The 17,724-nt window shown below is 38.8% G+C and carries 19 protein-coding genes; 12 read left to right on the top strand and 7 right to left on the bottom strand.

Features of this window, described 5'->3' with window-relative positions; genetic code table 11:
* The first annotated feature begins 63 nt into the window (after positions 1-63).
* The 4 genes from J7E63_RS12435 (at position 64) to J7E63_RS12420 (ending at position 4,304) form a co-directional block, all read left to right on the top strand.
* The gene (locus J7E63_RS12435) at positions 64-915 is read left to right on the top strand and encodes a GNAT family N-acetyltransferase (RefSeq protein WP_215012583.1); all 852 of its coding nucleotides are present in this window, start codon (positions 64-66) and stop codon (positions 913-915) included.
* A gap of 112 nt (positions 916-1,027) precedes the next feature.
* Positions 1,028-1,963, top strand: coding sequence for a manganese-dependent inorganic pyrophosphatase (locus tag J7E63_RS12430; RefSeq protein WP_215012580.1), 936 nt, complete (start codon positions 1,028-1,030; stop codon positions 1,961-1,963).
* A 160-nt stretch (positions 1,964-2,123) separates the two neighbouring features.
* Complete coding sequence (locus J7E63_RS12425) at positions 2,124-2,957, top strand: DMT family transporter (protein ID WP_215012578.1); 834 nt, start codon at positions 2,124-2,126, stop codon at positions 2,955-2,957.
* Positions 2,958-2,996: 39 nt separating this feature from the next.
* A complete protein-coding gene (locus tag J7E63_RS12420) occupies positions 2,997-4,304 on the top strand; it encodes a uracil/xanthine transporter (protein WP_215012937.1) in 1,308 nt (435 codons plus the stop codon).
* Between the two features lie 56 nt (positions 4,305-4,360).
* Here the strand turns inward: J7E63_RS12420 and J7E63_RS12415 are convergent, their stop codons facing one another.
* The gene (locus J7E63_RS12415) at positions 4,361-6,205 is read right to left on the bottom strand and encodes a helix-turn-helix domain-containing protein (protein ID WP_215012576.1); all 1,845 of its coding nucleotides are present in this window, start codon (positions 6,203-6,205) and stop codon (positions 4,361-4,363) included.
* A 285-nt stretch (positions 6,206-6,490) separates the two neighbouring features.
* On the opposite strand from J7E63_RS12415, the gene J7E63_RS12410 reads away from it, so the two are divergent.
* The 4 genes from J7E63_RS12410 (at position 6,491) to J7E63_RS12395 (ending at position 10,710) form a co-directional block, all read left to right on the top strand.
* Positions 6,491-7,738 carry a Zn-dependent hydrolase gene (locus J7E63_RS12410; RefSeq protein WP_215012574.1) on the top strand — a complete coding sequence of 416 codons (1,248 nt, stop codon included), beginning with the start codon at positions 6,491-6,493 and terminating at the stop codon, positions 7,736-7,738.
* Between the two features lie 15 nt (positions 7,739-7,753).
* Positions 7,754-8,938: a M20 family metallopeptidase gene (locus J7E63_RS12405; protein WP_215012572.1), complete on the top strand. Its 1,185-nt coding sequence runs from the start codon at positions 7,754-7,756 to the stop codon at positions 8,936-8,938.
* A gap of 99 nt (positions 8,939-9,037) precedes the next feature.
* Positions 9,038-9,235 carry a DUF3311 domain-containing protein gene (locus J7E63_RS12400; RefSeq protein WP_215012570.1) on the top strand — a complete coding sequence of 66 codons (198 nt, stop codon included), beginning with the start codon at positions 9,038-9,040 and terminating at the stop codon, positions 9,233-9,235.
* Entirely contained in the window at positions 9,235-10,710 is a 1,476-nt protein-coding gene (locus tag J7E63_RS12395; RefSeq protein WP_214716860.1) for a sodium:solute symporter family protein, read from the top strand. The genes J7E63_RS12400 and J7E63_RS12395 overlap by 1 nt, the downstream gene beginning before the upstream one ends.
* Positions 10,711-10,800: 90 nt before the next feature.
* Here J7E63_RS12395 and J7E63_RS12390 read toward each other — a convergent pair whose 3' ends face one another.
* Both J7E63_RS12390 and J7E63_RS12385 read right to left on the bottom strand, forming a co-directional pair.
* Positions 10,801-11,391: a hypothetical protein gene (locus J7E63_RS12390; RefSeq protein WP_215012568.1), complete on the bottom strand. Its 591-nt coding sequence runs from the start codon at positions 11,389-11,391 to the stop codon at positions 10,801-10,803.
* 150 nt (positions 11,392-11,541) lie between these two features.
* The gene (locus tag J7E63_RS12385) at positions 11,542-12,363 is read right to left on the bottom strand and encodes a Cof-type HAD-IIB family hydrolase (RefSeq protein ID WP_215012566.1); all 822 of its coding nucleotides are present in this window, start codon (positions 12,361-12,363) and stop codon (positions 11,542-11,544) included.
* Positions 12,364-12,552: 189 nt separating this feature from the next.
* Between J7E63_RS12385 and J7E63_RS12380 the strand changes: the two genes are divergently transcribed.
* Positions 12,553-13,125, top strand: coding sequence for a DNA-3-methyladenine glycosylase I (locus J7E63_RS12380; RefSeq protein WP_215012564.1), 573 nt, complete (start codon positions 12,553-12,555; stop codon positions 13,123-13,125).
* Positions 13,126-13,283: 158 nt separating this feature from the next.
* Here the strand turns inward: J7E63_RS12380 and J7E63_RS12375 are convergent, their stop codons facing one another.
* Both J7E63_RS12375 and J7E63_RS12370 read right to left on the bottom strand, forming a co-directional pair.
* Positions 13,284-13,730 (bottom strand): hypothetical protein, encoded by a 447-nt coding sequence (locus tag J7E63_RS12375; RefSeq protein ID WP_215012562.1) that lies wholly within the window; start codon positions 13,728-13,730, stop codon positions 13,284-13,286.
* Between the two features lie 182 nt (positions 13,731-13,912).
* A complete protein-coding gene (locus J7E63_RS12370; protein ID WP_168243272.1) occupies positions 13,913-14,077 on the bottom strand; it encodes a hypothetical protein in 165 nt (54 codons plus the stop codon).
* A 293-nt stretch (positions 14,078-14,370) separates the two neighbouring features.
* Here J7E63_RS12370 and J7E63_RS12365 point away from each other — a divergent pair, with 293 nt between their 5' ends.
* Entirely contained in the window at positions 14,371-15,039 is a 669-nt protein-coding gene (locus tag J7E63_RS12365) for a TetR/AcrR family transcriptional regulator (protein WP_215012560.1), read from the top strand.
* Between the two features lie 13 nt (positions 15,040-15,052).
* Positions 15,053-15,529: a CBS domain-containing protein gene (locus J7E63_RS12360; RefSeq protein ID WP_215012558.1), complete on the top strand. Its 477-nt coding sequence runs from the start codon at positions 15,053-15,055 to the stop codon at positions 15,527-15,529.
* A 101-nt stretch (positions 15,530-15,630) separates the two neighbouring features.
* Here J7E63_RS12360 and J7E63_RS12355 read toward each other — a convergent pair whose 3' ends face one another.
* Positions 15,631-15,792: a hypothetical protein gene (locus J7E63_RS12355; RefSeq protein ID WP_215001880.1), complete on the bottom strand. Its 162-nt coding sequence runs from the start codon at positions 15,790-15,792 to the stop codon at positions 15,631-15,633.
* Between the two features lie 170 nt (positions 15,793-15,962).
* Entirely contained in the window at positions 15,963-17,081 is a 1,119-nt protein-coding gene (locus J7E63_RS12350; RefSeq protein ID WP_215012549.1) for a metallophosphoesterase, read from the bottom strand.
* Between the two features lie 197 nt (positions 17,082-17,278).
* Here J7E63_RS12350 and J7E63_RS12345 point away from each other — a divergent pair, with 197 nt between their 5' ends.
* Positions 17,279-17,626, top strand: a complete 348-nt coding sequence (locus J7E63_RS12345; protein WP_215012547.1) for a metal-sensitive transcriptional regulator — start codon at positions 17,279-17,281, stop codon at positions 17,624-17,626.
* Positions 17,627-17,724: the final 98 nt, after the last annotated feature.

Below are 17,724 nucleotides of genomic sequence, written 5' to 3'. Positions count from 1 at the left end.
GTCGCCAGTAAAAGGAGGTTATCGCCAGTAAAAGGAAGCCATCCGCCAGAAAGGGTTGAAAATATGAAAATTACATTTAAAAGATTAACAGAATGCACCATCCAAGATACGATAACGGCTTGGAATCAGGGGTTTGAAGGTTATTTTGTGCAAATGGAAATGACAGCCGAATTGTTTTTTAACCGATTGGTTAATGAAGGATTATCTTTGAAGCACTCTTTAGTTGCTTTTGATGGAGAAGACCCTGTAGCGATTGTATTAAATGGATTTCGTGTGGTCGACGGAAAAAAAACTGCATGGAATGGCGGGACAGGAATCGCCCCTAAATACCGTGGAATGGGTGTTTCAAATCTTTTAATGGAGGCAGCCATAAAAGTTTACTCCGAAGAAGAGGTCGAGGTTGCCACACTTGAAGCCATTAAGGAAAATGAAAGGGCCATTCGATTATATAAAAGTCATGGCTATGAAATAATTAATTCACTTGTTTATTTAAATGGGACCATAGCGTTTGATCACACTCCCATTGCCTTTAAATCTATCCGGCCCGAGCAACTGCCAACTTTCCATTTTTATAATGAAAAGGTTCCATGGCAATGTCAGTGGCAGAGTGTTAAGTCGGGTGAATCACAGATTTATTTCGACAGTAAACAAAAGCCGTTAGGATATTCATTATTTAAAAGAGTGTGGAACCAGGACGGGCAACTGGAAAAAGTAATTTTATATCAGCTTGAACTACTCAATGACAATAAAAAGGAAACGATAAAGTCTATTTTCACTTCTATATCTGGAGAACATCAAAAGCCCGTCAGCTTCATGACAATTAATTCCATATTATCAAATCCTGTTATCCCATTCTTACTAGATTTAGGCTTAGAGAAAAAAACGGAGCAAGTCCAAATGATAAAAAAAATGTAATTAATAAAAATTTTTTGAATCCTAATTCATAATATTATATAATTTTCGTTAGGGCCATTCTCAGGTAGATTGGGCTTGACCTACATAAATTCATCGGATTAGGAGAAATAAAATGGAAAAAGTACTTATTTTCGGTCATAAAAATCCTGACACAGATACGATTTGTTCTGCAATTGCCTATGCAGACTTAAAAAAACAATTGGGGATGGATGTTGAACCAGTGCGCTTAGGACAAGTAAATGGTGAAACACAATATGCACTTGACCAGTTTAATGCAGTGGCTCCCCGCCTTGTTGAAGCAGTTTCAAGTGAAGTAAACGCGGTCATCCTAGTTGATCACAATGAGCGCCAGCAAAGTGCAAATGATATCGCTGATGTTCGTGTATTAGAAGTAATCGATCACCACCGGATTGCTAACTTTGAAACAAGTGATCCGTTATATTACCGCTGCGAGCCTGTTGGGTGTACAGCAACGATCTTAAATAAAATGTACAAAGAGAACAATAAAGAAATAAGCAAAGAAATTGCCGGATTAATGCTTTCTGCGATTATTTCTGACTCATTATTATTTAAGTCCCCAACTTGTACGCCTGAAGACGTAGCAGCAGCACGTGAGTTAGCTGAAATTGCTGGCGTGAATGCAGATGAATATGGACTTGAAATGTTGAAAGCTGGAGCAGACGTTCGCGACAAATCAATTAACGAACTGCTAAGCCTAGATGCTAAAGGATTTGAAATGGGCTCTAGTAAAGTAGAAATTGCTCAAGTCAATGTTGTTGACACGGCAGATGTTCTTGCTCGCCAAGAAGAATTGGAAGCAGCGATCACTACGATTATCGAAGAAAAGAACTTAGATTTATTCCTGTTTGTGGTAACTGACATTTTAACAAACGATTCAGTTGGTTTAGCACTAGGAAGCAAAACAGCTGCAGTTGAAAAAGCTTATAATGTTACACTTGCTAATAACACGGCTACCTTAAAAGGTGTCGTTTCTCGCAAAAAGCAAATCGTACCTGTGTTGACTGATATTTTTACTAAAGGGTTATAAGATAGACCGTCCATGGACATTTTCATGGACGGTTTTTTCTATCCCTATAAATACTCAAAATTAATTCCTTCTTTCCATCAACTGACTTTTGTTGTAATCTATTAAATATTTAGAAAATCGAAATTCTCTAATATTTTAATTGAGAGGAAGGAATATTCGAATGCTGTTTTTGTCACTGATCAGTTCTTTTTTTAATGCACTGAATGCACTTTATGCAAAGAAAATTGTTGGAGAAATGAAGGATAATAATAGTTTCATCGTTACATCATTTGCATATATAGGTTTGTTTCTTGGACTTACATTACCGTGGCTTTATTTATTTAAACCGAACGCGATCTCGATTTCCTTGTTAATTTTGGTTGTCCTGCTAGATATGTTAGGAAATTTACTATTCTTTAAAGCAATGAACAAAATCGAGGTATCAGTCCTTTCCGTTTACATGGCATTAACACCATTATTCACATTTATTCCGAATAGCGTCTTATATGGATTTCATCCATTTGTACTTGTGTCTGTTTTATTTATCATGGTCGGTGTTTATTTTTTAAATTTGAAAGGTCGGAACCCGCTGACTCCATTTCTTGAATTAAAAAAACCTGGGAATTTATTGGGGATCGCATCAGCAGTTGTGTTTGGAGTTAGTATGGTGCCTTCGCAGCAGTTACTTGTACATGGGTGGGTAAATCCAGTGACGCTTTATTTCTATCGAGCCTGCGGTATTGCCCTAATTACCTATCTAGTTTACCGTCCAAAGGTGTGGTTTCCGAGCCTGCATAAACATCTAAGTTTACGCGGAATTACGGTTATCATCCAATGGATTTGTCTTTTTACTGCCTTAAAATTTGCCGATGGAACACTTGTTGTGTCACTCGCTTTCACTTCACCGTTATTTGCTGTTTTCCTAGCATGGTATTATTTTAAGGAGCAAATTACGCCCGCTAAGCTAACTGCTTGTGTGATTACGATCTTAGGTATTATTATTACAGTCGTATAAAGGGAACAATGAACAAAGGAGGGATGAACAGTGAACCGAATGAACTCGACCACCATATTCTTGGCTGGTCTGCAATGGTTATTTTTCATGTTTGCAAATACTGTGGTCATCCCGTTAACTATCGGGGATGCCTTTGACTTATCAGCTGTTGAAGTGGCTAGTGCACTGCAAAGATCATTTATCTATACAGGGATAGCCTGTATCCTGCAAGCTGTTTTTGGGCATAAGTATCCACTTATGGAAGGACAATCTGGTTTGTGGTGGGGTGCCATCCTAAGTCTTTGTGCTTCAGCTTCTTCAGCGGGAATCAGTTTGACTGAACTAGGGGGTGGTCTTGCGCTTGGTATTATTATTTCAGGCGCTTTAGTTATCATTCTCGGAGCTTTAGGAATGGGACAGGTGTTAGAGCGGTTATTTACACCCGTAGTTATGGGTACCGTGCTATTTCTGCTTGCGAGCCAGCTTATTGTCATTTTTACAAAAGGGATGCTCGGATTGGGAACTGCAACTCAGATTGATATACCAACAGCAGGATTATCGGTCCTGTTAATTATACTCGTTGTATGGATTAATCTTAAGGGGCCTGGAGTGATTCGGAATTTTTCCATCCTAATTGGGATTGTAACAGGGTGGGTGGTTTACGCACTATTTTTTCCATCAACCCCAACTAATCCGAGTACATCAACGGAACTTTTTCAGTTATTTCCTTGGGGGAAACCTAGTTTTAGCTTTGGTCTAATTCTAATGGCAGTCATCACTGGTTTGGTTAATACAACGAATACTATGGCTTCCATAAAAGGGATTGAGCCAATCATAAAGACGAAAACCACAAATAATCAATACCGCCGCTCATTTGTTTTAACAGGGATTAATTCGATCGTATCGGGCCTATTTGGTTTGGTACCGTATGCACCCTATATTTCTTCACTGGGCTTTTTACAGTCAACGCTCATTTTTGATCGGGCACCAATCGTCATTGGAGGTGCTTTGTTTATATTACTTGGTTCGGTGCCTGCGCTGAGTCAACTGTTTTCTACTTTGCCCATCAGTGTCGGGGATGCAGTTTTATTTGTAGCCTATTTGCAATTATTTAGCGGAGCACTTACAAATTTGAATGGAATTCGCTTTAACCAAAGAACAATTTATCGAATCGCTGCACCTGTTCTACTAGGAATTGCGATCATGAATATTCCTGCTGAAATGTTTGGTTCCATCCCGATGCTTGTTCGACCGCTATTAAGCAGCGGCTTACTTGTAGGAATTTTGCTTGCGATTGTGCTTGAAAATACAATTGATTGGTCCAAACTAGAGAAATCGATAACAAGTCCCAAAAAAAAGATCAGTTGAATAAATAAAAAGGCGCCCCGTTTAAATTAGGAGCGCCCTGTTTTTTAATATCGGTATTAAGCGAGTGGAGTAAGTTTTTCTTTTATAAAAGGATAAAGGCTTACTGCTAGATGAATATTCAAAAATTGTTGACTATCAGATAAATCAGTGGAAAGAATTTCTTCAATCCTTTTTAACCGATACATCAATGTATTGGTATGAACATGGATGGATTCTGCTGCTTCTTTCGCATTTTGATTGTGTTCAAGATATGCAAACAACGAAGGTAGCAGTTCGCCTTTACGGGATTGGTCATATTCAAACAGAGGCCCCAGTACTTCCATGATAAAATCAATAAGTTCTTCTTCGGTATTTTGTAGCAAAAGTCTTTGAACACCAAGTTCTTTATAACTAATCACTTGGTTTTTCCCTCCATAACTTTGAAGGAATTGAAGACATTTCGCTGCCTCCTGCATCGATTTAGTAACTTTTAATAAGCTGGAATGAATTCTCCCAATACCTATCGAAACATTAGTGCCCCAATTTTTAACTTGGATTTCCTGTTGAAATTTAGACACCAGCTCTTTAACTTGATGGTGTGCATAGGCAGGTGAAACCTTTTGTTGAAAAGTAAGCAGTACAACGATTTGGTTGTGATTTCTAACAGCCATCCCTTTTAAAGAATTTTTTAAAAATACCCGGTTGGCCAACTGAACAAGGTGGCGAATGATGCTGTTCCTTTTATGTGTATTGTCCATTTCGTCTAACCGGATAATAACAGCTAAATAATCACCCATCGGATCGAAATCCATCTGTTTCGCTTTTTGAAGAATGGTACCGTCTACTTTTCCAGAAAATAGAACATCAATGAGCTCCCCATTTATTTTTTCCTGTGCATCAAAAATAGCTTGATCCTTTACAAGTTCGAGTGAGATAACGGTACATGCATGCTCCAATGCTGCGATATCAACATCACGCATTTTTTCAGGAGAAACGATAATTAGTGAGCCATAAAGCGTTGGCTTGGCCCCAATTGGAAGGACGGTTATACACTGATTTGCTTTATTCATGTTGGTTTCAATGAATGAACGGACGTTTCCAGGTGTTTTTATCGCATTCTGTGCCAATTCCCTTATTGTATATAACTCATCATCGGATAACCTATCTTTATATGCATAGGAGATCAGTTCTCCAAGATCATCGTATAACAAAACATTGTGTCCGGTTGTTTCGTTCAAATAAGTGATAATCGAATCGAGCCCTTCACCGTGTAAAACAAGGGCAGCCAATCGATTATGGATATCCACAGACCGTGATAGCATCTCATTTTGTTTGGAAATCGTGTTATTTAATTCCTCCAGCTGTCTTACCGTCTCTTCTTGCTCACTGTAAAGGTTTGCTTTCTCAAGTGCTACAGCAGCTTGATGGGCAATAGCAGTTAGAAGATTAATATCCTCAGGGATAAAGTGAAGGGACTGATCAAAAGAATCAAGTGTAATAACTCCAATACATTCTCCTTTTAATAGGATTGGTGCACAAATAGATGAATAAGGAAGTGTGGGGATCGATTGATCCATGAGCATATGATTCGTTTCTGACAGGGTTGCTGTTGCTTTTTCCACTTCCGTTCTGTTATGAAAAATCAAGCATTTTTGGGCGGTGAAAGCCAGGCCCGTCATTGATTCACCTGGTTTTAACCTTACCCTTGTAATTTCTGACTTAAAATTGCTGTCAGACTTTGGAATAAGCAAATCTTGTTTAGGGTCATAAATGAATAAAACCCCACCGTGGGCTGCATCAATGACTGAGACCGTTTGTACCATAATTGAGTCTATAATCGTATCGATATCTAAGGATGAGTTTAATACATTGGAGACGTGTATTAATGACTGCAGCTGGCGATGACTAAGAGTTTCCTTCATGGTGCACCTCACAATCTAATGATAGGAATAATGAAAAAATTAAATTTCTTTTGTCTATTGTAACAAACTCTTCTCGACAATGTGTGATTTTTATCAGGGATTATTAGGTGAAAGTGAGATTTTTGTGATTTTTTTGTGTTTTTACACAAATTGTTTATTAAAAATTTTGTAGAAAACAACATAACAAATATTCTGATAAGTTTTATAATTATAAATAAATAAAAAACTACTTGCCATTCCATTAAAGCACAAAATAATCGGGAGTGTGGCAGAAAGGATAGGGCATTGATTAACAAAGAAAGATTATGGAGTCGGTTGAATCTTCTAAGCGAAATTGGGAAAACAGACACAAACGGAGTAACTCGCTTATCTTTCACTCCTGAAGAAAGAGCAGCAAAGGATCTTGTAGCTGCATTTATGATCGAAGCAGGGCTGAAAGTTCGTGAGGATGAAGTTGGAAACCTAATTGGCAGGAAAGATGGAGGAAATCCAAATGCGTCTGTGGTTTTAACTGGTTCCCATATAGATTCTGTCCTTAACGGTGGGAATTTTGATGGACCACTTGGTGTTCTTGCAGCGGTTGAAGCACTTCAAGTTATGAATGAGCAGAATATTGAGACAGAGCATCCCATTGAAGTCATTGCTTTTACGGATGAAGAGGGGGCAAGATTTAGTTTTGGGATGATTGGAAGCCGGGGGATCGCGGGCACTCTTACGCAAGAGGAATTGCTTAATAAGGATAAGCAGGGGACCTCGATAGCAGAAGCGTTCATCGCAACTGGTCTAGAGCCAAAAGAAATCGGAAAAGCAGCACGTAAGCCTGAGGATGTTAAGGCATATATCGAGCTTCATATTGAACAAGGGAAAGTCCTTGAAGGTCAAAACCTCTCAACTGGGATTGTTTCAGGGTTAGCAGGTCCGTTATGGCTCAAGTTTATTTTAGAAGGAGAAGTCGGTCATGCAGGTGCGACCCCGATGTCCATTAGGCATGACGCGTTGACTACTGCTGCAAGAGTGATGCTTGTGATTGAAGCAGAAGCAGCTAAAACTGGAACTACAGTTGGAACAGTGGGACAAGTTCAGGTGCAGCCAGGTGGAATTAACATCATTCCGGGTCGGGTTGAATTCTCTTTAGATCTTCGGGACATAAGTGAAGTGGTCCGTGATGAAGTAGAGCAGAATATTAGGGAACAGGCCAGACAGATTTGTGAAGCACAAGGTGTGAAGTTAACCATTGATGACTTACAGCGGGTCGCACCAGCTCCGTGTTCCGTCATTGTAAAGAATGCAGCAAGAGACGCTTTTGAAAAATTAGGTCTAGAAAGCTATTATCTCCCAAGTGGAGCAGGACATGATGGGATGCAATTGTTGGATTTATGTCCGATGGGAATGATATTCATCCGCTCTAAGAATGGAATTAGTCATGACCCGGCTGAATGGAGTTCAAAAGAGGACTGTGCAGACGGTGCGAATGTTCTTTATCATACGGTTCTTAATTTAGCGGTTCAAAAATTGAATGTAACAACAAACTAATAGGAGATGACAAGCATGGGTGTTAGCACAACTGTAAACCTTAACCAATTAGCAGAAGAAACAAAAGAGCAAGTCATTGCCTGGAGAAGGCATTTGCATCAAAATCCGGAACTATCCTTCCAGGAGGAAAAAACCTCGCAATTTATTTATGGTACGTTACAATCGTTTGGAAACTTGGAGATTTCTCGTCCAACTAAAACTAGTGTCGTAGCACGCTTAATTGGACCAGAACCAGGAAAAACGCTCGCGATTCGTGCCGATATGGATGCACTGCCAATCCAAGAAGAGAACACATTCGAATTTGCTTCCCAAAACCCTGGTGTGATGCATGCTTGTGGTCATGACGGTCATACAGCGATGCTGCTTGGTACAGCTAAAATTCTTTCAGGCTTGAAGGATCAAATTAAAGGCGAAGTTCGTTTCTTGTTCCAGCACGCGGAAGAGTTATTCCCAGGTGGAGCAGAGGAAATGGTGCAAGCAGGAGTAATGGACGGGGTAGACCTTGTAATCGGTACACACCTCTGGTCACCAATTGAAAAAGGCAAAGTTGGGGTTGTCTACGGTTCGATGATGGCTTCTCCAGATACCTTCTGGATCACTGTGAATGGAAAAGGTGGACATGCAGCACTTCCTCACCAAACAATCGATTCAATCGCCGTTGCTGCACAGGTTGTAACCAACCTTCAGCATATTGTCTCAAGGAATACAGACCCGCTAGATAGTTTGGTTATTTCTGTAACCCAATTTATTGGTGGGACAACACACAATGTGATTCCTGGACAAGTTAAAATCTGGGGGACTGTTCGCAGCTTTGATCCAACACTTCGTGAATCCATTCCTGCAAAAATGGAGCGCGTCGTCAAGGGAATAACCGAAGCACATGAAGCCACTTACGACTTTAAATATGAATTTGGCTACCGTCCTGTCATCAATGATAATGAAGTGACAGCTGTGATTGAAGAAACGGTTCGAGAAGTATTTGGTGAAGAAGCACTTGATATGATGAGGCCCAATATGGGTGGAGAAGATTTCTCTGCATTCATGGAAAAAGCTCCAGGCTGCTACTTCTATGTTGGAGCCGGTAATGAGGAACAAGGTATTAACTACCCGCATCATCACGAACGCTTCACAATCGATGAGGATGCACTAGAAATTGGTGTAAAAACATTCCTTCATGCGACATTTAAGTTTTTAGCATAAGTTAATCATCAGGATCTTCGTGAAATAAAAGAGACAAGCGAAGATCCCGTTTAATAAAAAAGGCATGATTATTATCAATTAAAATTGGGGGGTTATTTTATGAAATTACATCAGCTAATCGCAATCATCCCGTTCATTGGTTTACTCGGCGGAGTTCCTTTCGCCAATAAAGTCACTCCCTATATATTCGGGATGCCTTTTGTGCTCTTTTACATTGTTTTGTGGGTAGTGATTACTTCCGGAATTATGGCGATTGTTTTCAAAATGGACCCAGCAAATAAGGAGGAGGAAATCTAATGAATACAGCATTAATTATCATTTTCGGATTTTTAGCATTATCCATCTTCCTTGGTGTCCAAGCTCAAAAGGGTAAGGACATGAGCCTTGAACAGTGGTCAGTAGGGGGACGGGGGTTCGGAACAATCTTCGTATTCTTGTTAATGGCAGGGGAGATTTATACTACATTTACGTTCCTTGGCGGAAGCGGATGGGCTTACGGTAAAGGGGGCCCAACTTATTATATTTTAGGCTATGGTTGTTTAGCTTATATCATGTCCTATTGGTTACTTCCTGCCATTTGGAAATATGCAAAAGATAATAAATTAATGTCTCAATCCGATTTCTTTGTTAGTAAATATAAAAGTCCATTACTTGGTGTTTTTGTATCTATAGTTGGTGTAGTTGCATTGATTCCATATCTTGTCCTACAATTAAAAGGACTAGGAATCATTGTTTCTGAAGCTTCTGGTGGTTCGATTTCATCTACTGCAGCTATCTGGATTGGAGTTATTGCTGTAACGGTTTACGTAATGATTTCAGGAATTCACGGTTCTGCTTGGACAGCTGTTATTAAAGATATCATGATTTTAGGTATTGTTTTATTCTTAGGTATTTATTTACCAATTCATTATTACGGCGGCTTCCAGCCAATGTTTGAAGCAATTGAGGCTGCTAAACCAGGTTTCCTTGCTCTTCCTGAGACTGGTTTAAGTGTATCTTGGTTTATTTCTACAGTATTATTAACTGCACTTGGATTTTATATGTGGCCACACACTTTCGGTTCCATTTATTCAGCACAAAGTGCAAAGGTATTCCGTAAGAATGCGATTATCATGCCGCTTTATCAACTCGTGTTATTATTTGTATTCTTCGTAGGCTTTGCCGCCATCCTTCAGGTTAAGGGTTTGGAGGGTCCAGCGGGTGACTTGGCATTATTAAAACTATCGATGCAGACATTTGATCCATGGGTAGTTGGATTAATCGGAGCAGCTGGCTTACTGACGGCAATTGTTCCAGGTTCCATGATTATGATGGCTGCTGCTACTTTATTAGCGAAAAACGTCTATAAGGTATTTGTGCCAAAGGCATCTGACCAACAAGTATCTAAATTAGCGAAGAACTTAGTACCAGTTGTTGCACTCATCGCTCTATACTTTACTTTTAAAGGTGGAGATACTCTAGTAACATTGTTATTAATGGGCTACAGCCTTGTAACACAATTGTTCCCAGCATTGGTATTCAGCTTAGCTAAAAAGAACGTGGTGACAAAAGCTGGTGCATTCGCGGGTATTGCAGTAGGGGTGTTTACAGTTGCCTACATTACAATTAGTGCTTCTACTGTTGGTACAATATTCCCAGCGCTTCCACAATTCATTAAAGACCTCAATGTGGGTGTTATCGCATTAGTAATTAATCTTGTTGTTACATTTGTTGTAAGTTTTGTAACGAAATCTGCAAGTGCTGCCAATAACACGAATGAGCATGTGGCATAATTTTATAATGAATAACTAAAACACCTCCAAGTCGTTAAAAAGTATTGACGACTGGGGTGTTTTATTTTTGTAACGTTTAAATCAGTGAAGTTAATCAGTATGTTTTTGAATTTCTTCTTTCTTATGATTCATCAAGAAAAATGTTAATGGATGGTCGGAACCCGTCATTAATTTATACACATAGGAAGAAGTCATCTTATAACCGTCGTCTATCTTCGTGGCCAAATAATTCGTCCGTTCAAACAGAATGGAACGGATATGATTGATTTGACGGGAAATTTTGTCCATTAGGGCTTCTTGATTGTCCAAGCGCTGTAAAACTCCGCCTTGAAACGCCTCTTGTTTCGCCATTTTTTCTGCAACCTTTTTTTGTAATTCGAGCTGTTCATTCAATTGGAGGACAAGCTGATGATTCGCATCCTCGTACCTCTCCAATCGGGTTTGTAAATCATTTAGTTGATTGCCAACATGGTTCCATTGGTTGAAGTGTGTTTCTTCTTGATGCTGGGATTGCATACCTAATTCAGATAAGGCTTTTTTGAGTGCAGTATTCGCTATTTGCTGTTCAGAAATTAATTGAGACAGGAAATCCTGTCTTGATATGACTTGATTGGTCGCTTGTGGATTTTGTTTGTTTTTATAAACATCTGGATGGTCACTGTTATTAATGAATAATCCCATACCTCTCTCCACCTTTTTTTGTATTTGGTTGGAATATTTTATGCTTGAAAAACTGAAGAGGGGACATGATTGGGCTGTTGGAAAGGAAAGAGTGCAAAAAAAAACAACGCTCGGAAAAATTCCATGCATTGTTTCGATAAAATTTTATTTTCAAACAAGAGTCGGTGTTTTCAATACGAATTTTTCTACGACCTTTGCGACACCATCATTCATATTGCTGTCGGTGACAAAGTTAGCTTTTTCTTTAATATCGTCTGGAGCATTCCCCATAGCAACACCTAAGCCTGCAAACTCAATCATTGCAAGGTCATTATAGCTGTCACCCATTGCGATGACTTCTTCGCGCTTAATCCCCAGCTGTTGAATTAAATGGCTAAGGCTTGTACCTTTCGTGACGCCATGCTCCGTAAATTCTAGAAAGAATGGTTTGGAACGCATGACACTTAGCTGACCAGCTAACTCTCGCTGCAGTTTTTCTTCTACATCCGCAAGTTTTGTTTCATCTTCAAGCATCAGCACTTTTACCACAGGTTCCGATACAGCCTCCACGAAACTACCAACTTCAATTATTTCTAGGCCAGTAATTTCTCCTTCAATATTTGTGAATTGGTTTCCAGCCTCAGTAACAATCTGATCCCCAACATACGTATGAATCCAAACATTTTCACGACGACTTACTTCATATAAATAGTGAACCACATCAGGCGATAAAGTGCTGCTAAACAGTTCTTCACCAGTCTGACAGTTAGTAATTTTAGCGCCATTAAAAGAAAGAATAAAGCTGCCGAAATCATTCAACTTCAGTTCTTCAGCAATAGCATACATGGCTGACGTAGGACGGCCAGAAGCTAAAACCACTTTCACTCCTAATTCTTGTGCATCCATAAGTGCACACTTTGTGCGGTCAGATATCGTGTGGTCGTCCTGCAATAGTGTATCGTCTAAATCAAGTACAATCATTTTATAAGGCATTTTTGAAGTCTCCTTTAAACATATGTCATCTAACTATCTTACTATAAATCTAGTGAAATTACGTCTTACAATTGAATCCAATTCCTAGTTATCGAATAATAAATGGAGGTTCTTATTTTTATAAAATTATGTCATACTTAAGTGAACGTAAGTTATGAAATCAACGGAAGTACTGGAGGCTTTTCAAAGATGAATCGATGCGGTTGGGTAAATCAGGATCCACTATATATTGATTATCACGATTATGAATGGGGAGTTCCGGCCTATGATGATCGCCTGCTATTTGAGTACTTAAATCTCGAAGGGGCCCAGGCAGGACTGAGTTGGTACACCATTTTAAAAAAGAGAGAGAACTACCGGAAAGCTTTTGATAACTTTGAAGCCGAAAAAATTATCCGCTATGATGAAAAGAAAATCGAAGAATTGATCCATAATGAAGGAATTGTCCGAAATAAGCTAAAAATCAAAGCAGTTATTACCAACGCACATGCATTTTTGAAGGTTGTGGAGGAGTTTGGCTCATTTAGTAAGTACATATGGTCCTTTGTTGGCGGGAAGCCCATTCAAAACCACTTCCGTGAAATGAAAGATGTTCCTGCAATCACGGATATTAGTGATCAATTAAGTAAGGATTTAAAAAAGCGCGGCTTCAAATTTGTTGGCTCGACCATCTGTTATGCCTTCATGCAAGCGACCGGAATGGTGAATGACCATATCGTGACCTGTGAATGTTATCAAAAAACACATCAAATAACGAACTAATGAAAAAAAGCGACTATCTCAATGTAGAGACATCGCTTTCCTTAGGTTGTGTAAAGAAAAATATAAAGATAGCAATTGACAGTAAAAATAGAAATATTTCTGCTTTGGAGGGTTCGAATGTTGGGAGGTCTGTTAAGGACAACATGACCACTTCCTTCTTAATTAGATTTGATTAAAATTTCAGGATCGATTTCAAAATGATCAGAAACAATCCAGCGAAATTGCGTAAAGACTTTTTCTAAATCAGGCAATGTAGGTTCGTGTTTAGGAACTCCAAAAATAGGTCCTGTAATATTAAAGCTAAACCTGCCTGGACCTATAAAGATACCTGACGCATTTGTCTGATCGCTAATCAATAGTATCGCTAAAAGGATATCCCCAATGTCCAAAAACAAACTAAATGTTTTATTTCCTGATTTACCTTCTAAACGCGCTCTTCCAGTTAGCGGCCCACCAACAGATAGGGCAAATCCTCCTGGTTCTATAACAAGTCTAACAACTGTCACTTGACCTGTTAATAATAAAAATGCCGTTATAATATCAATAGTTCGTTGGATAGATATAACTGTTTGTAGGCCATTTTCTAAGGCACAACTAATTTTCAACGATTTCACAACCTACTCAAATTAAACTCTTCATGTACAACGATAATGACAAGGACAGAAATCAGTGCAGCCAAAGCATATCTTTTGTATATTATGAAATGAATCGAAGGATGCTACTCATTTTACAAAATGAAAGCCCATCACAAAAGTGATGGGCTTTCTTGGCAATTAAAAAGGTTTGTTTATGACTGAGCAGGTTTATCAAGCGAGAAATCTGATGTGGGCAATGTAATGATCTTGCCGCCAATTTGGACATGAATGGTGTCGTTGAAAATGGCTTTCACAATTCCCTTTAAGGAGATTGTTGAATTGACAGAGATTTTTTTGGATTCAGCTTGGTTTGCCACAATATCAACGCCTTTCGAAAATTGGTAGAAATATAGGATCTTATAAAAATTAAAATAAAGATACATTAAATTATTCGGAAAAATATTAGAAACTCCTGCTTTGGCAAGGGGATTTTTATAAAAAAATCGGTCATGTTTTGATCTATCTATTTTGCAAAGGGGTGTTTAAACAATAATAGCGACTTAACATGAACCGTAGGTCAAGTATCGCACTTTCGGGGTTGTCTGTCAACGGAAACATGAACTATGGTTCAAATTTTGATAACGTGGTATGATAAAGGTGAGGTGATAAAATGCCAGACAGTGATGACCTATTAATTGGTGAATTCCCTTTTCTCCCAAAACAGGAACGGGCGCAACAAAAAAGAAATGCACTGCTCGAAAGTGGACAAACTTTGTTTATTTCTAAGGGGTACGAGCAAACTACTGCTAAGGAAATAGCTGCCCATGCAGGTGTTGCTACCGGTACCTTTTATCGTTATTTTTCAGATAAGCGCCAACTTTTAATGTCATTATTAGAAGACAAATTAGACAAGCTTCTCCCACCTGAACCTAGTTGGATTTCCCATGATCCAGTATCATTATTAGCATCGCTTTTAGAAGCCCATAATAAACGCCTTAATGAGTTAGGGATACAGCGTGTGTTGCCTGAGTTAGTGATGAAAGATCCTAGTCTTGCTGAATTTTTGGGTGACGCACGAAGGAAAATTCATTCGAGAATTTTGTTAGGGCTAAAACAAGCGGAGGAAAAAGGATTAACCTGGGAGGATCTCGATTTAGAAACTGTCGCGTGGGCAATTTTAGTCTTAGTGGAAAATGGCCATGGGAAAGAAGGACAAACTGGGAAAAGAGCGGATTTTCTAGAAATTTCTAAAGTAATGTGCCGGATGGTTTTTCCACCAGATGTGTTACAGCAATTGAAAAATACGGATGAAACGAATAATCCAATATCCAAAAAATGAAGGTGATGTCGATATGATAAATGTTCAGGTAAAGGACTTTATGGTTAAGGATGTTATATCAGCTAGTCCAAGTGCTTCCATTAAAGATGTAATGACATTGTTTGTTGGGAAAAAAATTGGCGGTTTACCGATTATCGATGAGAATGGTGTGCTACGTGGATTTGTAACAGATGGAGACGTTTTACGGGCAATCAGTCCAGTCGATCGTCGGATTCATGATTATTTCTCTCTTATCACATATGTTGCAGAAGAAGACATGGAGAATCGATTGAGAGAATTGGCTGACAGGGAAGTCATTCGGATTGCAAAAACCCACGGAATCGTAGCCGTCCATCCTGAAGATGAAATGAAAAAGGTTGTCTCTCTATTGTCTAAGCATCACTTTAAAAAACTACCTGTTGTTGATGAGTCAAATCATGTGGTTGGTGTAATTAGCAGGGGAGATGTCATTCGCAGCATACAAGAAACGATTATTAATGATTGGCAATGATAGTCATGCAACTGAGACAGCCCTTCACTTTAAAGGGAAGGGCTGTCTTTGGAAAGAATATACTCCTATTGTTGCATTATAATAACCTTTGTAAGACTAAACTATTGAAGTGGTTTTTCAAGCAGGAGCTCAGATGCTGGGAGTGTTATGATTTTCCCGCCAATTTGCACATGAACGGTATCGTTGAAAATGGCTTTTACAATTCCTTTTAATGAAATTGTCGAATTAACAGAGATTTTTTTCGCTTCAGCTTTGTTTGCCAAATTAACCAACACCCTTCGAAATAGTTATGAAAATATTATATATGAAGATAAGGAAATAAAGCTAGAATAAATAATCAGAAAAGTTAAAAAATATTTTACATTTTGTGAACTCAAAAATAATTTATCTTCTATTCTTATGTGGGATGCAAATGATTAGTGAGTAATTTACGCTATTCCCTTTTTAAAAAGGTAAGATGTATTTGCATGATTTCAGAACGACTGCCAATCCGAAGTGGAGGACCCCAAAAACCAAAACCGGAAGAAACAATGGAATGAAGTTGACTTTTCTGAAGATAGCCCCAATCATTTTCAAATATCCTTTTTGTAATCAGATGATTCGGTGCCATTTGCCCTCTGTGCGTATGGCCTGATAAAAGTAAGTCGACTCGATTTTCTTGCGCTTGAGTTATTTCAGCAGGCTGATGATCCATCATTATAATTGGCAGGGATGGATCAATATCAGTTAGTATAGCTTCAATCGGTAGCCGATTTCGATCAGTTTTGTCTTTTCGACCTGCAAGATAAAAGCTGTCGGCTATTTTGAGTACTTGATCCAATAGGATAGTTATCCCGATTCGTTCCATTTCCTGCAAAAACTTTGGAATCTCACCACCATAATATTCATGATTTCCTAGGACTCCATAAACACCTAAGGGAGCCGATAACTCCTTCATTACATCACCCATTTTCTTTTGAGTAAATGGCTCGGGATCGTCGTCAATGATATCGCCTGGCAGTAAAATGATATCCGGCTTTAGAGCATTTACATTACGGACAAGCCGGCGAATATGTCGGATGCCTGAAAGTCTGCCAAAATGCATATCAGAGGCCATGGCAATTCGAAGCTCAGTTAGATTGCCCACCTGTTTTGGAATGATAATTGAAAAAGTACGAACGACAGGGCTATATGCATTAAACGTTCCGTATATAAATAGAATAACAAACGATATAAACACCGTGCCTCCTACCCAATTGATGACTGATGTTGTGGAAAGATCAGTAGAAATGAGAACAAAGGCAACAAGATTGGAAGGAGGCAGGAAAAGGATGGCATATTGGAATAATCCAACCCAATAAGAGCCAATCATTTTAAATAGAGGAACTTTTTTTGCAAAATGCCCAATGATGTACGAATAGGAAATGAGACTAACGACTAAACCGTATATCCATTTATCCTGCAAATCGAATACTGAATGCAGCCAAACCCAGCCGTTCCAACCGATATAAAATGTTATGGCAGAATATACAATTATGATGGTCATGAAATTTATCAAGTAGCGCGGTTTCATCGATTGCTCCTTTATTGAGGGAATATTCCTTAAAACATGAAATGTAGTTCAAGTATTGCATGGGCATGCAAGGGCTGTCAATTAATCCAACCCATGCGGTCAGTTTGGGTTTTATGTCTTTCATAAATCTTTTGTAGCAACCGTTCCCGTCACTTTCCTGAGGTATGATATAATATTCCCAAAAAGGAGATGGACCAATGTCTAATGAAGTAGGGAAGGTAGATGAACTTTTTGATAATACCTGCTGTTCAGATGAAGGCAGCGATCGGAAGAGTCATCATCCGGATAAAGTAAAAAATAATCTTGTTACGAGACTAAACCGGATTGAAGGGCAAATTCGCGGCATAAAAGGCTTAATTGAAAAAGATACGTATTGTGATGATGTCATTAACCAGATATCGGCCACACAATCCGCTTTAAATAGTGTAGCCAAAATCCTACTTGAAGGTCATATGAAAAGCTGTGTTGTCGAAAGAATTCAAGAAGGAGATTTTGAAGTCTTGGATGAAGTTCTCGTCACCATCCAAAAATTAATGAAAAAATAATCTAGTCTATTGGTGTTCTAAGGACAATCAAAAAATAATATTTTTCGACGGAGAATGTACCCAGGTACGTTCTTTTTTATTTTGCGTGCCCAGCAAGC

Source organism: Bacillus sp. ISL-75, from assembly GCF_018613095.1.
The sequence above is the reverse complement of the archived record's forward strand: the minus strand, read 5'-3'. Positions and strand labels throughout refer to the sequence as shown.

Coding starts and splice junctions, on each gene's coding strand:
- J7E63_RS12350 (WP_215012549.1), bottom strand. CDS start 17,081: ATGAAACCGCGCTACTTGATAAATTTCATGACCATCATAATTGTATAT.
- J7E63_RS12430 (WP_215012580.1), top strand. CDS start 1,028: ATGGAAAAAGTACTTATTTTCGGTCATAAAAATCCTGACACAGATACG.
- J7E63_RS12365 (WP_215012560.1), top strand. CDS start 14,371: ATGCCAGACAGTGATGACCTATTAATTGGTGAATTCCCTTTTCTCCCA.
- J7E63_RS12360 (WP_215012558.1), top strand. CDS start 15,053: ATGATAAATGTTCAGGTAAAGGACTTTATGGTTAAGGATGTTATATCA.
- J7E63_RS12380 (WP_215012564.1), top strand. CDS start 12,553: ATGAATCGATGCGGTTGGGTAAATCAGGATCCACTATATATTGATTAT.
- J7E63_RS12405 (WP_215012572.1), top strand. CDS start 7,754: ATGGGTGTTAGCACAACTGTAAACCTTAACCAATTAGCAGAAGAAACA.
- J7E63_RS12420 (WP_215012937.1), top strand. CDS start 2,997: ATGAACTCGACCACCATATTCTTGGCTGGTCTGCAATGGTTATTTTTC.
- J7E63_RS12400 (WP_215012570.1), top strand. CDS start 9,038: ATGAAATTACATCAGCTAATCGCAATCATCCCGTTCATTGGTTTACTC.
- J7E63_RS12415 (WP_215012576.1), bottom strand. CDS start 6,205: ATGAAGGAAACTCTTAGTCATCGCCAGCTGCAGTCATTAATACACGTC.
- J7E63_RS12345 (WP_215012547.1), top strand. CDS start 17,279: ATGTCTAATGAAGTAGGGAAGGTAGATGAACTTTTTGATAATACCTGC.
- J7E63_RS12395 (WP_214716860.1), top strand. CDS start 9,235: ATGAATACAGCATTAATTATCATTTTCGGATTTTTAGCATTATCCATC.
- J7E63_RS12390 (WP_215012568.1), bottom strand. CDS start 11,391: ATGGGATTATTCATTAATAACAGTGACCATCCAGATGTTTATAAAAAC.
- J7E63_RS12435 (WP_215012583.1), top strand. CDS start 64: ATGAAAATTACATTTAAAAGATTAACAGAATGCACCATCCAAGATACG.
- J7E63_RS12425 (WP_215012578.1), top strand. CDS start 2,124: ATGCTGTTTTTGTCACTGATCAGTTCTTTTTTTAATGCACTGAATGCA.
- J7E63_RS12385 (WP_215012566.1), bottom strand. CDS start 12,363: ATGCCTTATAAAATGATTGTACTTGATTTAGACGATACACTATTGCAG.